The sequence below is a fragment of the Mycobacterium lehmannii genome, from assembly GCF_002245535.1.
In the GTDB taxonomy this organism is placed as follows: domain Bacteria; phylum Actinomycetota; class Actinomycetes; order Mycobacteriales; family Mycobacteriaceae; genus Mycobacterium; species Mycobacterium lehmannii.
In genome coordinates this window covers 79,187-91,990 of the sequence record NZ_NKCN01000021.1, presented here as the reverse complement: position 1 = coordinate 91,990, position 12,804 = coordinate 79,187, and the positions used below count along the sequence as shown (strand labels likewise).

Genomic DNA, 12,804 nt, shown 5'->3' with positions numbered 1-12,804 from the left:
GGGGTGGCGGATACCCGCCCGGGGGTTACCCACCTCCTCCGTCGCCGGGCGGGTATCCGCCACCCCCGCCGGGGGCCGGCTATCCGCCACCGGGGCAGGGCGGTTACCCGCCTGCAGGTGGTTATCCACCGCCGGGTGGGCCGGGATTCCCTGGCGCCCCGAGGTATAGCGTCGGTGAGGCGTTCTCGTGGGCGTGGGGCAAGTTCACCTCCAACGCCGCCGCGCTGATCGTCCCGACGCTGGTCTACGGGATCATCGTTTTCGCGGTGCAAGGTGTGTTCAGCGCGCTGTCGGCCGTGGTGGATCCGGAGTCGACGAGTTACTCGTCCGACGGCGACGGGTTCTCGTTCTCCTACAGCGTTTCGGGTCCGGCCAGTCTTGCGATCACGATCCTCGGCTGGATTGTGGCCCTGGTCGTCGGCGGAATAATCCAATCCGCCTACTACAACGGCATGTTGGCAGTCGCCAACGGCCAGCCGGTGACCATCGGGTCGTTCTTCAAGCCGCGCAACGTCGGCGCCGTCATCATCGCGAGCGTGATCGTCGGACTGTTGACCTCGATCGGCTTTGCGCTGTGCGTCATCCCCGGATTCATCGTGGCCATCTTCACGATGTTCACCGTGATCGCCCTGCTGGACCGCAACCTCTCGCCGATCGACGCGATCAAGACCAGCTTCGACATCGCGAAGAACAACTTCGGTCAGGTGCTGCTGACGTTGCTGGCGGTCTTTGCCATCACGCTCGTCGGGGCGTTGCTCTGCGGCGTCGGTCTGCTTGTCGCGCTTCCGCTGGTGGCGCTCATCGAGGTGTACGCCTATCGCAAGCTCAGCGGTGGTCAGGTCGCCGACCTGAACCCGCAACCCCTGCCGCCCGGTCCGCCGCCTCAGGTCACCCCGCAGCAGTAACGGATCATCGGAAGGCGCTGACGCCGGTCAGCGCCTCTCCGATGACCAACTGGTGCACCTCCGAGGTGCCCTCGTACGTCAGCACCGACTCCAGGTTGTTGGCGTGCCGAATGACCGGATACTCCAGGGTGATCCCGTTGGCGCCCAACAGGGTTCGACACTGGCGGGCGATCTGGATGGCCTCGCGGACATTGTTCAGCTTCCCGAGGCTGACCTGCTCGGGTTTGATCTTGCCCTCGTCTTTGAGCCTGCCGAGGTGAAGAGCGAGAAGTTGAGCCTTGCCGAGTTCGACTGCCATGTCGGCGATCTTGGCCTGCGTCAGTTGGTAGCCCGCCAGCGGTTTGTCGAACACCTCTCGTGTGCCGACATAGTCCAAGGCGGTCTGCAGGCAGTCTCTGGCGGCGCCGACGCTGCCAAACACGATGCCGAACCTGGCCTCCGACAGGCAGCTGAGCGGCCCGGACAATCCGCGCGCCTCCGGCAGTTTCGCGTCGGCGGGCAACCGGACGTCGTCGAGGTGCAACTCGGAGGTGACCGAGGCCCGCAAGGACAACTTGTGCGTCATGTCGGTCGCCGAGAATCCCGGCGTGCCGGCCGGCACGAGGAAGCCGGCGACCCCCTCGTCGGTCCGCGCCCACACGACCGCCACATCGGCGACCGACCCGTTGGTGATCCACATCTTCGACCCGCGCAGGACCCAGTCCGATCCGTCCCGCTTCGCGGTCGTGCGCATCCCGCCCGGATTGGACCCGAAGTCGGGTTCGGTCAGCCCGAAACACCCGATGGCCTCACCGGCCGCCATCGCGGGCAGCCACTGGTTGCGCTGCTCCTCGCTGCCCCAGCGGTGAATCGCGAACATCGCCAGCGACCCCTGCACCGAGACCAGGCTGCGCAGCCCGCTGTCCACTGCCTCGAGCTCCTGGCACACCAGGCCGTAGGCGGTGGCGGTCGATCCGCCGCAGCCGTAACCCTTCAGGTGCATGCCCAGAAGCCCGAGCTTGCCGAAGTCTGCGGCCAGTTCGCGCACCGGCACCTGACCGGTCTCGAACCACTCGGCGATGAACGGTCGCAGCCGTTGTTCGCCGAACCGGCGCACGGTCTGGCGTAGCTCGATGTCCTCGGGTGAGAGCAGGGAATCCAGCTCGAGCATGTCGTCGAGGGGTGTCGCGGAATTCATGGGACATGTCTACCCGGTCGGCATGCACCGCAGTCGTGGCTAGGCTGAGCGGTGATGTCTGCACACGAATCGCAGGGTTTATCCACCAGGGCCATCCACGCCGTCCGGCCCGACCTGACCACCGGGGCCGTCAACGCACCGATCTATGCCAGTTCGACGTTCGCCCAGGACGGCGTCGGCGGACTGCGCGGGGGATACGAGTACGCCAGAACGGGCAACCCCACCCGCGCGGCGCTGGAGGCCTCCCTTGCCGCGGTGGAGGCGGCCGCCTATGGCCGGGCGTTCTCTTCGGGCATGGCGGCGACCGATTGCGCGTTGCGGGCGATTCTGCGGCCGGGTGATCACGTCGTGATGCCCGACGACGCATACGGCGGGACGTTCCGGCTGATCGACAAGGTGTTCACCCAGTGGGGCATCGACTACACCGCCGTTGCGCTGGCCGATCTCGACGCGGTGCGCGCGGCGATCACGCCCAACACCCGGATGATCCTGGTGGAGACTCCGACCAACCCGCTGCTGTCGATCGCCGATATCAGCGCGATCGCCCAGATCTCGGCGACGTCGAACGTGAAAGTGTTGGTGGACAACACCTTCGCCTCACCTGCTCTGCAGCAGCCGCTGCTGCTGGGGGCCGACATCGTGCTGCACTCCACCACCAAGTACATCGGCGGGCACTCTGATGTGGTGGGCGGTGCGTTGCTGACCAACGACGAGGAACTCGACGCCGCTTTCGCATTCCTGCAGAACGGTGCGGGCGCGGTGCCCGGCCCGTTCGACGCCTACCTCACCCTGCGCGGTCTGAAGACCCTGGTGATCCGCATGCAGCGGCACAGCGACAACGCGGCCGTCATCGCCGAGTTTCTCGACGGACACCCCGCGATCGAGACCGTGCTCTACCCGGGGTTGCCCGGGCACCCGGGCCACGAGGTCGCGGCCCGACAGATGACCGGCTTCGGCGGCATGGTGTCCGTGCGCCTGCGCGGGGGAGCGGAAGCTGCACGCAAACTATGTTCCCGCACAAAGGTTTTCATCCTTGCCGAATCGTTGGGTGGCGTCGAATCGCTGATCGAGCACCCCGGAGCGATGACTCACGCGTCGACCGCGGGATCTCAACTGGAGGTCCCCGACGATCTGGTGCGGCTGTCGGTCGGTATCGAAGACGTCGCGGATCTACTGGCCGACCTCGAGCAGGCGTTGAGCTAGCTCTAGGACAGCACCGGGCGCAGCGCCGACGCCGTGACCGCGAGGTTCATCTCGGGCAACGCGGTCGGTGACTCTTCGACCCAACTGCCCAGCGCGATCTCCCCGGCTCGGGCGTGTACCCACCGCCACCCGCGGTCGTTGAGGCTCAGCAGTGCACCGAGGCCGTCGATCGCGTGCAGCAGCGAGATGATCGCCGCCGTGGTCGGGCCCGGCGGCCTGCGATCGAACAGCGCCGACAACAGTGCCGACCGCGCCTGGCCGACGCGGTTGCGGTTGGTCAGCGGCCATGCGAATTTGTGTCCGAACCTTTTGTCCGGCAGGGGGATACGTCGGATCTGACCGGTGCGTTCCAGATGGCCGACGATGTGGCCCTCGGTGTGCCTGGCCAGCCGCTTGACCGCAGTCTTCGGCCGCAACGGGCGACGCTGCAACAGCTGGAACGCCGGTTCTGTGACCGGGTCCATCGCGCCCGGGGTCGACAACGCGATCAGGCGGCCCGATTCGACCGCCTCACCGTCGACCGCCGGCCGGATCCGGCAGGCCAGGGCCAGGTCGAGCAGCACCGCGGCGGCCAGCACCCGCTCTCGGCGCGGACGGTCAAGAACCGGTTGCGCCGACGCGTTGTCGAGCAGCAACAGGAACAAGTCCTCGGCGATCTGCGCCATGAGCGGATGCTAAACCGCGCCCCGCCCACGGCTCGAATTCAGCTGCGGGTGCCGTCAGGCGTGATACGGCTCGGCCTCGAGCAGTTTCACCTTGACCGTGCTGCCGCTGGGCACCGTGTAGGTGCGCACATCGCCGACTTTCGCGTCGAGAAGCGCCTCGCCCAGCGGCGACTTCGGTGAGTACACCTCGAGCTTGCCGTCGCTGATGCCCTCTTGGCGGGTGGCGATCAGGAAGGTCTCGGTGTCGCTCTCGTCGTCGCCGTACTGGACCTTGACCACCGAACCGGGCAGCGCGACGCCCGACTGCTTGGGCGCCTCGCCGACCTTGGCGTTATTGAGCAGTTCCTGTAGCTGGCGGATCCGGGCCTCCTGCTGGCCCTGTTCCTCGCGGGCGGCGTGGTAGCCGCCGTTCTCGCGGAGGTCGCCCTCTTCACGACGGTCGTTGATCTCGGCGGCGATGACGGGCCGGTTGGCGATCAGCTGGTCGAGCTCCGCCTTCAACCGGTCGAATGCCTCCTGGGTGAGCCAGGTGACCTGCGTATCGGTCATATCGTCGCGCTCCTGTCTATCTGGGTCTCGCGGGCGTTCTCGCGCTCTTCTCGCGTAAGACGTCTCGTGGTACGGCGCTGGGGCTTGACGTGTATTGCCGCGGTCAGCGTGCTCGATCACAGCACCAAATGCAGCAATACACGGCTCCAGCAGGAACCGTGTACCCGACCATGGTAGCACCGCAAAGCGGCGTGATTTTCACGAATTCGCAGTTCGGCGTTTGCCGCACCGACGAATCAATGTGATTTCAAGGAATCGTCAGGTACGGCGGCACGTCGGTTCCGCATCCGTAAATATCCCCGATCACGGGCTGGCGGGTCGCTTTGACCGGGGCGGTCACCTGCACGGTCTGTTGTGACGACGGAGGCACCAGCACCTCCCTACGGCCGGTCTCGGCGCCGTCGATGGAACGGGCCCGCACGATGCAGACAACCGGCTGCGACGGGTCCTCGCGGGTGACGCTGATCGTCACCGACACCGTCTCGTCGTCGATCAGTTCGTAGGCGCCCAACTCGCCGGTCACGGGCTCGCTCTCGAACCGCCCGAACGCCACCACGGCGACCGTCACCCCCACCGCCAGAGCGAGCAACGTGAACGCGACGGCGAGCCAACGGCGGCGGCCCACGTGCGGCCGCTGGCGGCCATAGCGTGCGGCGGGGCGTTCGATCATCTAGTTTTCTAAGGCTCTCGGTCGGATGGATCTACAGAACTGGAACTATAGGGACTATCGGAAGGTCTCCGCGGGTTGATATCGCCGGAGACGACAGCGCGATGATAGGCAGAGCAGGTTGAGCGAACTGCGGTTGATGGCGGTGCACGCCCACCCGGACGACGAGTCCAGCAAGGGTGCCGCCACGATGGCTCGGTACGTGGACGAGGGTGTCCGCGTGCTCGTGGTGACTCTCACCGGCGGCGAGCGCGGCGACATCCTCAACCCGGCCATGGACCTGCCCGAGGTGCATGGCCGGATGGCCGAGATCCGCCGCGACGAGATGGCCAAGGCCGCCGAGATCCTCGGCGTCGAGCACCGCTGGCTCGGCTTCGTCGACTCGGGCCTGCCCGAAGGCGACCCGCTTCCGCCGCTGCCCGAAGGCTGCCTCGGCGTGGTGCCGCTCGAGCAACCGGTCGAGGCCCTGGTGCGCGTCGTGCGCGAGTTCCGGCCACACGTGATGACCACCTACGACGAGAACGGCGGCTACCCGCATCCGGACCACATCAGATGCCACCAGGTGTCGATGGGTGCCTACGAGGCGGCCGGTGACCACCGCCTGTTCCCCGACGCCGGCGAGCCGTGGGACGTCCAGAAGCTGTACTACACGCACGGCTTCGTGCGGCAGCGGATGCAGCTGTTGCAGGAGGAGTTCGCCAAGCACGGCGAGGTAGGCCCATTCGAAAAGTGGCTCAAGCACTGGGATCCCGAGCACGACATCTTCGCCAAGCGCGTCACCACCCGCGTCGAGTGCGCCAAGTATTTCGCCCTGCGCGACGACGCGCTTCGTGCGCACGCCACCCAGATCGACCCCAACGGGGACTTCTTCCGCGCCCCGATCGAATGGCAGCAACGGCTTTGGCCCACCGAGGAGTTCGAGTTGGCCCGCTCGCGCGTACCCGTATCGCTTCCTGAGGACGACCTCTTCGCCGGAATCGAGGGCCGATGAACCTCCTGCTCGCCGTCGACCTGCTGGCCCAGAACCCGCCCCGGGACACCGGACCGGACTTCGGCAAGGCCAGCCCACTCGGACTGCTGATCGTGGTGCTGCTGCTGATCGGCACATTCCTGCTGGTCCGGTCGATGAACCGGCAGCTGCGAAAGGTGCCGAAGTCGTTCGACCCGCCGGATTCGGACTCCGAGCAGACCACCGAGCGGCCCGACGAGCCCCGGGCGCCGATCGAATCCGACCCGCCGCCCGACGGGACGAAACGTGAGCCCGGGGGCTAACACGCTCTCGCGGGCCACCAGCCCGTACCTGCGTCAGCACGCCGACAACCCGGTGCACTGGCGCGAATGGACGCCGGAGGCGCTGGCCGAGGCGGCCGACCGCGACGTGCCGATCCTGCTCTCGATCGGCTACGCGGCCTGCCACTGGTGCCACGTCATGGCTCACGAGTCGTTCGACGACGCCGAAGTGGCTGCCGCCGCGAACTCCGGCTTCGTCTGCATCAAGGTCGACCGTGAGGAGCGGCCCGACCTCGATGCGGTGTACATGAACGCGACCGTTGCGCTCACCGGGCAGGGTGGTTGGCCGATGACCTGCTTCCTCACCCCGGACGGCAGGCCGTTCTTCTGCGGGACGTACTACCCGAAGCCGACCTTCCTGCAACTGCTGGCCGCGGTCACCGACACCTGGCGCAACCGCCGCGGCGAGGTCGAGGAGGCGTCCGACAAGATCACCGAGGAACTTCGGTCGATGGCTTCCGGTCTGCCCGGTGGGGGACCGCCCCTGCAACCGGCGCTGTGCGATCACGCCGTCGCCGCCGTGCTGCAGGACGAGGACGTCACCCGCGGTGGTTTCGCCGCCAATCCCGCTGGCGCGCCCAAGTTCCCGCCATCGGCCTTGCTCGAAGGACTGCTGCGTAACCACGAGCGCACCGGTGACATCATGCCCATGGAAAGCGTCGAGCGGACGTGTACGGCGATGGCCCGCGGCGGTATCTATGACCAGTTGGCGGGGGGCTTCGCCCGCTACAGCGTCGACGCCGCCTGGGTGGTCCCGCACTTCGAGAAGATGTTGTACGACAACGCCCTGCTGTTGCGGGCGTACGCGCACTGGGCGCGGCGTACCGCAAACCCGCTGGCGCACAAGGTCGCTGCCGAGACAGCCGCGTTCATGATCGACGAGCTTGGCGCCGACGCTATGTTCACCTCGTCGCTGGACGCCGATGCGGACGGCGTGGAGGGGCTGACCTACGTGTTCACCCCCGGGCAACTGCGCGAGTTTCTCGGTGAGGACGACGGCCGTTGGGCCGCAGAGCTTTTCGCGGTGACCGAGGGAGGCACGTTCGAACAGGGTGCCTCGGTGCTGCAGCTTCCGCGCGACCCCGACGACCCGGAACGGTTCGCCAGGGTGCGGGCGGCGCTGCTGGCGGCCCGGCTGGCCCGCCCCCAACCCGGCCGCGACGACAAGGTCGTCACCGCATGGAACGGGCTGGCGATCACCGCGCTGGCCGAAGCCGCCGTCGCGCTCGACCGGCCCGAATTGCTCGATGCCGCAACGCAATGTGCCCGCGCCATATGGGAGCTGCACATGGTTGACGGCAGACTGCGGCGAGCGAGCCTCGGCGGTTCGGTGGGCGCGAGCGCCGCGATACTCGAAGACCACGGCGCGCTGGCCACCGGTCTGTTACCGTTCACCAGATGACGGGTGAAACGGTCTGGCTGGAGGCTGCGCTGATGCTGCTCGACATCGCGCTCGAGCACTTCGCCGACCCGGACCGGCCCGGCCGGTGGTTCGACACCGCCGACGACGCCGAGACATTGATGGTGCGGCCGGCCGATCCGCTCGACGGTGCGACACCGTCGGGTGCGTCGCTGATCGCCGAGGCGCTGCTCACCGCGGCGCACCTCGCCCCCGCGTCGCGGGCGGATCGCTACGGCGCGGCGGCCGAGGCCACTCTGGCGGCGGCCACGCCGATTCTGACCCGGCTGCCGCGCTCGGGCGGACACTGGCTCGCCGTCGCGGAGGCGGCGGTTCGCGGGCCGATCCAGATCGCGGTGGCGTGCGACCCCGCCCGGTCGGACTTGCTGTCGGCAGCGAGGCGGCTCGCGCCGGGCGGAGCGGTCGTCGTCGGCGGCCTGGTGAATTCGTCCGAACTGCTGATCGACCGCGACCGCGTCGGCGGTGCCGACGCCGCCTATGTGTGCCGTGGCAGAACGTGCGACCTGCCGGTCACCACGGCGCCGGAACTCGCTGCCGCCCTCGGCGCGTCCGTGTAGCCTTCGGCGCATGCCGACGCCGGAAGACAACGCCAAGACCGTCACCCGTTACCTCGAACTGGCCGCGCAGGGCAAGGCCGACGACATCGCCGAGTTGTACGCCGACGACGGCACCGTCGAGGATCCGGTCGGCGGCGAGGTGCACATCGGCCGCAAGGCGATCCGCGGTTTCTACGATGCGCTCCCCACGACGGGCGCCCAGGCCGACGTCGTCACGCTGCGGGCGTTGGGCAACGAGGTGGCGTTCTTCTGGACGCTGACCATCGACCTCGGCGAGAACAAGATGCGCATCGAGATCATCAGCGTGATGACCTTCAACGAGGAGGGCAAGATCGCCTCGATGAAGGCCTACTGGACCCCCGAGAACGTCACCCAGCTCTAGAAGACGGCGAACCACATCGCGATGTAGTGGCAGATCGCCGCCACTGCGGTGCACGCGTGGAAGAACTCGTGATGGCCGAACACCGTCGGCCACGGGTTGGGCCACTTGAGCGCGTAGAGCACACCGCCGATGCTGTATAGCGCGCCCCCGACGATCAGCAGCACGAGCGCGGCCACTCCCGCACCGTGCGTGATCGGTCCGACGAACCACGCCGCCACCCAGCCCAGCAGGATGTAGAGCGGCACGCCCACCCACCGCGGCGCCGACGGCCAGAAGCACTTGAGCAGCACGCCGGCGATCGCACCGCCCCACACGATCCAGAACAGCACCATGCCGTCGGTCTGTGGCAACGCGAGCAAGGCGAACGGCGTATAGCTGCCCGCGATGAACACGAAGATCATCGAGTGGTCGAGGCGCTTCATCCACTTGCGTGCAGTGGGCGACTTCCAGTCGACCCGGTGGTAGGCGCCGCTGACCGCGAACATCGCCACGATGGTGAGCGTGTAGATCAGCGTCGCGACGCCCGCGCGCGTGGACTCGACCGACCACGACACCGACACCAGCGTGGCGCCGCAGATGGCTGCGATCCCCGCCGCGTAGACGTGGATCCAGCCCCGCGCGCGCGGCTTACCGATGAAATTGGCGAGACCGTCGACAACGGCTTCCGGGAAGTCCTCCGCAGTGCTTTGCGGGTCGCGGGACTTATCGGAATCGGTGCTGTCGATGGATCGGGTCATGTCACCTCCACTAATGGCATGGGGGTTTTCGAACCTCACAGTAGTCTGGATCTTCGTGGAGCTCATTCCCCCGCGCCTCAAAGAGCCGGCCTACCGGCTGTACGAGATGCGGCTGCGCCAGGAGCTGGCCCGGTCCAAATCCCAACTGCCGCGCCATATTGCCGTTCTGTGCGACGGCAACCGCCGATGGGCACGTGACCTTGGCCACGACGACGTCAGCGTCGGGTACCGGATGGGCGCCAGGAAGATCGCCGACATGCTGCGCTGGTGTCAGGAAACCGGCATCGAGATGGCCACGGTGTATCTGCTGTCCACCGAGAACCTGCAGCGTGCCCCCGACGAACTGTCCCCGTTGATCGAGATCATCACCGATGTCGTGGAGGAGATCTGCGCACCCGCCAACCACTGGAGTGTGCGCACGGTCGGCGATCTGGAGCTGATCGGCGAGGAGCCCGCGCGCCGGCTGCGTGACGCGGTCGGGTCGACCGACGCGGGTCCGGGTTGCTTTCACGTCAACCTCGCCGTCGGTTACGGCGGGCGCCAGGAGATCGTCGACGCCGTCCGCCAACTGCTGAGCAAAGAGCTGGCCAACGGCAGCACCGGTGAACAGCTGATCGAAGCCGTCACCATCGACGCGATCTCGGAGAACCTCTACACCTCCGGACAACCGGATCCCGACCTGGTCATCCGCACCTCGGGGGAACAGCGGCTGTCGGGCTTCCTGCTGTGGCAGAGCGCGTACTCCGAGATGTGGTTCACCGACGCCTACTGGCCGGCGTTCCGTCGGGTCGACTTCCTGCGCGCGCTGCGCGACTACACCGTGCGCCATCGCCGGTACGGAATGTGATGCGACGCCGTAGTTGATGCGACACTGAAGTGATGGCTGCGCTGTCGGCGGTGGTCTTCGCGCTCAGCTGGTGGTTGGGGCTGTACCTGCTGGCCCGCGACCCGCGTAAGCCCGTGCTCGTGCTGGCCGCGATCGGGTTGACGAGCTTCGCGGCGGTCGTCGCGCTCGATGCCGTGCGAACCGTCAGCGGCGCCGACGTGCTCAGCCGCATCGAGGTCTACCTCGTCGCCGTGCCGGGCATCGCGTGGTTCGCGGTGCTCCTCGAGCTGTCCCGGCCCCGTGACACCTGGCGCAGCCGCGCGGGCGAGCTCGGGTTGGTCGCCGTGGTGGCCGCGACCGCGTTCGTCGGCGCCGCGATGGCCGGAAGCGTCGACGGGCCGCTGCGCCTTGGTCATTGGGTGATGTTCGCGGCGGTCTCGCTGTCGTCGCTGGGTGCCATGGTGTACGCGGTGCTGCGCCGGTCGCAGCCGGGGCCGGTGGTCGGCTTCGTGGTGGTCGCGACGTTGTTCTTCGCGTTGGGCAACGCGATCCTGATCATCCCGCTGGGGCTGGTTCCCAGCTGGTTGGCATTGGCGGGCACAGGGTTCGACGTCGCACTGCTCGGGGTGGCCGTCGCGATCGGCGATGCGTTCGACGAGGGGCAGGCGTTACGCGCCGACATGCTGCGCTCGTTCGCGGCGACGACGGTGGTGGCGGTGCTGTTCGGCGGCCAGGCGCTGATCGGTCTAGCGGTCACCGGCCACGACACCGCGCTGACGGTGCTGCTGTTCACAAGCCTGGCGATCGCGATCGCGATCAACGTGCTGGCCGACCCGCTGGCCGGCGCCCTCGACCGGTTGGCGTTCTCGCGTTCGCCCTCCCTGCGCGCCGACCGCGCCGCCCTGCGCAGTACCGAGGCGGCGCTGCCGCTGCGCAAAGACAATCCGCTCGACGGCGTCGACGAGCAGACTTTCGTCCGTCTCACCCGCCGCGCGCTCGGGCACTACGGTGACCTGTCCAAGCTGATCGCCAGCCCGCTGACCAATCTGCCGATCATCGACGAGCGGTTGGCGTCGCGCGGCGCCCCCGACCAGCCACTGGAGCGGGCGACCGAACTCAAGGCCCTGCTGGCCGATCGCATCGCCCGGCTCAAACCGCGCGACGGCGGCGAGTTCGGCACCACCGAGGAGTGGCGGCACTACAACTCGCTGTACTTCCCGTATGTCGTCGGGGTGCGCGCCTATGCGCAGAACGCCACCGCCGCGGGACTCGACCCCGTGGCCCGCCAGGCCTGGCAGTGGTTCGTCACCGAGGTGCCGCAGCGGTCGCTGCACAACTGGCAGAACGCCGCCGCACGGCTTATCGCCGCCGATCTGCGCGGCAACCTGGTCGCTGCTCAGGACTGAGCGCTCGTGGGGCGGAAGCCCTGAGCTGCGGTTGGCAGTAGCTGGCAGCGTTCTGCGTCGATCTGGCAGCGGTATCTGAGCACTGTCGGTGGCATGACCACTGCAACCACCCACCCGGTAAACACCACCGGCGACGGCGATGCCGGGATCGACTCGCTGCTGCGCGTCGCGCTGCGTGCCGACGCGACGCTGTGTGGGGGTCTCGGTCTGGTGATCACGATGGCCGCCGACCCCCTGTCCCGGTTGAGCGGTCTGTCGGCCACCAGCGAGTGGATCGGCGGCGCCGCGCTTGTCGGCTACGGCGCGGCGCTGTTCCTGGCGGCCGGGGCGTCCGACGTCCGCCGCGTCGGAGTCGGCGTGCTGGTCGGCAACATCGTGTTCGCGCTTGCCGTGGCTGCGGTGCTCGCGACCGGCTTGCTGCCGCTTACCGAAGCAGGCGTCGCGGGCATCGCCGGGTTCACCGCCGTGACCCTCGCCTTCGCCTACGCCCAGTACCTCGGGGTGCGTCGCCTGACGTCCACCCCCTCATGACTGGTCCGGAGCCGCCGTCGTCAGAGGTTGCGGCGTCGGCTCCGGAACGGTCCCCCACCCCCCACAAGAAAGGAAACCATCATGACCGCACTCTCAGAACGGCTGAACGAGTCGACGGACGCGCTGCTGCGTTTCGCGATGCGTGCCGACGCGATCCTCACCGGCCTCGCCGGTATCGCAGCCCTTCCGCTCGCGGGCTGGCTGGCCGACACGTCGGGCACCACCGTCGCCTTCGAGTACGGAATGGCGGCGTTCTTCATCGCCTACGGGGCGGCGGTGCTGGGTCTGGCGGCGCTGCAGTCGCTGAAAGCGGCTGGCATGGCGGTCATCGTGGCCAACGTCCTCTACGCCGTTGCAGCGGTGGTGCTCGTGATCTCGAATGTGTTCCCGCTCACCACGATCGGCGTGGTCCTGACCCTGGCCACCGGCGTGTACACGCTGGCCTTCGCCGAACTGCAGTACCAGGGCTGGCGCCGGATCAACCGGTAG

General features: G+C 67.8%; 14 protein-coding genes and 1 pseudogene. 10 read left to right on the top strand and 5 right to left on the bottom strand.

Features of this window, described 5'->3' with window-relative positions; all coding sequences use genetic code 11:
• On the top strand, positions 1–905 hold a 905-nt coding region (locus tag CEX87_RS20920), incomplete at its 5' end, for a YciC family protein (RefSeq protein ID WP_094288948.1).
• 4 nt (positions 906–909) lie between these two features.
• On the opposite strand, the gene CEX87_RS20915 is transcribed toward CEX87_RS20920, so the two are convergent.
• Positions 910–2,082: an acyl-CoA dehydrogenase family protein gene (locus CEX87_RS20915; protein WP_094288930.1), complete on the bottom strand. Its 1,173-nt coding sequence runs from the start codon at positions 2,080–2,082 to the stop codon at positions 910–912.
• Between the two features lie 54 nt (positions 2,083–2,136).
• Between CEX87_RS20915 and CEX87_RS20910 the strand changes: the two genes are divergently transcribed.
• Positions 2,137–3,285, top strand: coding sequence for a cystathionine gamma-synthase (locus tag CEX87_RS20910; protein ID WP_094288928.1), 1,149 nt, complete (start codon positions 2,137–2,139; stop codon positions 3,283–3,285).
• 2 nt (positions 3,286–3,287) lie between these two features.
• On the opposite strand, the gene CEX87_RS20905 is transcribed toward CEX87_RS20910, so the two are convergent.
• From CEX87_RS20905 to CEX87_RS20895, 3 genes are all read right to left on the bottom strand, one after another.
• Positions 3,288–3,950, bottom strand: coding sequence for a GOLPH3/VPS74 family protein (locus tag CEX87_RS20905; protein ID WP_094288926.1), 663 nt, complete (start codon positions 3,948–3,950; stop codon positions 3,288–3,290).
• Positions 3,951–4,004: 54 nt separating this feature from the next.
• On the bottom strand, positions 4,005–4,499 hold the full coding sequence (gene greA / locus CEX87_RS20900; RefSeq protein WP_064346598.1) for a transcription elongation factor GreA: 495 nt from the start codon (positions 4,497–4,499) through the stop codon (positions 4,005–4,007).
• 247 nt (positions 4,500–4,746) lie between these two features.
• Positions 4,747–5,169, bottom strand: coding sequence for a DUF4307 domain-containing protein (locus tag CEX87_RS20895; protein ID WP_067387945.1), 423 nt, complete (start codon positions 5,167–5,169; stop codon positions 4,747–4,749).
• 118 nt (positions 5,170–5,287) lie between these two features.
• On the opposite strand from CEX87_RS20895, the gene mca reads away from it, so the two are divergent.
• From mca to CEX87_RS20875, 4 genes and pseudogenes are all read left to right on the top strand, one after another.
• On the top strand, positions 5,288–6,157 hold the full coding sequence (gene mca / locus CEX87_RS20890) for a mycothiol conjugate amidase Mca (RefSeq protein WP_064411963.1): 870 nt from the start codon (positions 5,288–5,290) through the stop codon (positions 6,155–6,157).
• Positions 6,154–6,438 carry a hypothetical protein gene (locus CEX87_RS20885; protein WP_094288924.1) on the top strand — a complete coding sequence of 95 codons (285 nt, stop codon included), beginning with the start codon at positions 6,154–6,156 and terminating at the stop codon, positions 6,436–6,438. The genes mca and CEX87_RS20885 overlap by 4 nt, the downstream gene beginning before the upstream one ends.
• Positions 6,422–8,433, top strand: a pseudogene (locus CEX87_RS20880) (thioredoxin domain-containing protein). Before CEX87_RS20885 ends, CEX87_RS20880 begins: the two are co-directional and overlap by 17 nt.
• Before the next feature lie 10 nt (positions 8,434–8,443).
• On the top strand, positions 8,444–8,815 hold the full coding sequence (locus tag CEX87_RS20875) for a nuclear transport factor 2 family protein (protein ID WP_064426941.1): 372 nt from the start codon (positions 8,444–8,446) through the stop codon (positions 8,813–8,815).
• On the opposite strand, the gene trhA is transcribed toward CEX87_RS20875, so the two are convergent.
• Positions 8,812–9,552 (bottom strand): PAQR family membrane homeostasis protein TrhA, encoded by a 741-nt coding sequence (trhA, locus tag CEX87_RS20870; protein WP_064394958.1) that lies wholly within the window; start codon positions 9,550–9,552, stop codon positions 8,812–8,814. The genes CEX87_RS20875 and trhA overlap by 4 nt on opposite strands.
• Before the next feature lie 55 nt (positions 9,553–9,607).
• On the opposite strand from trhA, the gene CEX87_RS20865 reads away from it, so the two are divergent.
• From CEX87_RS20865 to CEX87_RS20850, 4 genes are all read left to right on the top strand, one after another.
• Positions 9,608–10,399, top strand: a complete 792-nt coding sequence (locus tag CEX87_RS20865; protein WP_064395000.1) for a (2Z,6E)-farnesyl diphosphate synthase — start codon at positions 9,608–9,610, stop codon at positions 10,397–10,399.
• Between the two features lie 32 nt (positions 10,400–10,431).
• Complete coding sequence (locus tag CEX87_RS20860) at positions 10,432–11,784, top strand: hypothetical protein (RefSeq protein WP_064394959.1); 1,353 nt, start codon at positions 10,432–10,434, stop codon at positions 11,782–11,784.
• Positions 11,785–11,877: 93 nt separating this feature from the next.
• A complete protein-coding gene (locus CEX87_RS20855) occupies positions 11,878–12,315 on the top strand; it encodes a hypothetical protein (protein WP_064394960.1) in 438 nt (145 codons plus the stop codon).
• An 81-nt stretch (positions 12,316–12,396) separates the two neighbouring features.
• The gene (locus tag CEX87_RS20850; protein ID WP_064420114.1) at positions 12,397–12,804 is read left to right on the top strand and encodes a hypothetical protein; all 408 of its coding nucleotides are present in this window, start codon (positions 12,397–12,399) and stop codon (positions 12,802–12,804) included.

Bases quoted from the DNA above. Each gene is read 5' to 3' on its own strand.
- CEX87_RS20915 (WP_094288930.1), bottom strand. From the start codon at position 2,082: ATGAATTCCGCGACACCCCTCGACGACATGCTCGAGCTGGATTCCCTG.
- CEX87_RS20910 (WP_094288928.1), top strand. From the start codon at position 2,137: ATGTCTGCACACGAATCGCAGGGTTTATCCACCAGGGCCATCCACGCC.
- CEX87_RS20905 (WP_094288926.1), bottom strand. From the start codon at position 3,950: ATGGCGCAGATCGCCGAGGACTTGTTCCTGTTGCTGCTCGACAACGCG.
- greA (WP_064346598.1), bottom strand. From the start codon at position 4,499: ATGACCGATACGCAGGTCACCTGGCTCACCCAGGAGGCATTCGACCGG.
- CEX87_RS20895 (WP_067387945.1), bottom strand. From the start codon at position 5,169: ATGATCGAACGCCCCGCCGCACGCTATGGCCGCCAGCGGCCGCACGTG.
- CEX87_RS20885 (WP_094288924.1), top strand. From the start codon at position 6,154: ATGAACCTCCTGCTCGCCGTCGACCTGCTGGCCCAGAACCCGCCCCGG.
- CEX87_RS20875 (WP_064426941.1), top strand. From the start codon at position 8,444: ATGCCGACGCCGGAAGACAACGCCAAGACCGTCACCCGTTACCTCGAA.
- trhA (WP_064394958.1), bottom strand. From the start codon at position 9,552: ATGACCCGATCCATCGACAGCACCGATTCCGATAAGTCCCGCGACCCG.
- CEX87_RS20860 (WP_064394959.1), top strand. From the start codon at position 10,432: ATGGCTGCGCTGTCGGCGGTGGTCTTCGCGCTCAGCTGGTGGTTGGGG.
- CEX87_RS20855 (WP_064394960.1), top strand. From the start codon at position 11,878: ATGACCACTGCAACCACCCACCCGGTAAACACCACCGGCGACGGCGAT.
- CEX87_RS20850 (WP_064420114.1), top strand. From the start codon at position 12,397: ATGACCGCACTCTCAGAACGGCTGAACGAGTCGACGGACGCGCTGCTG.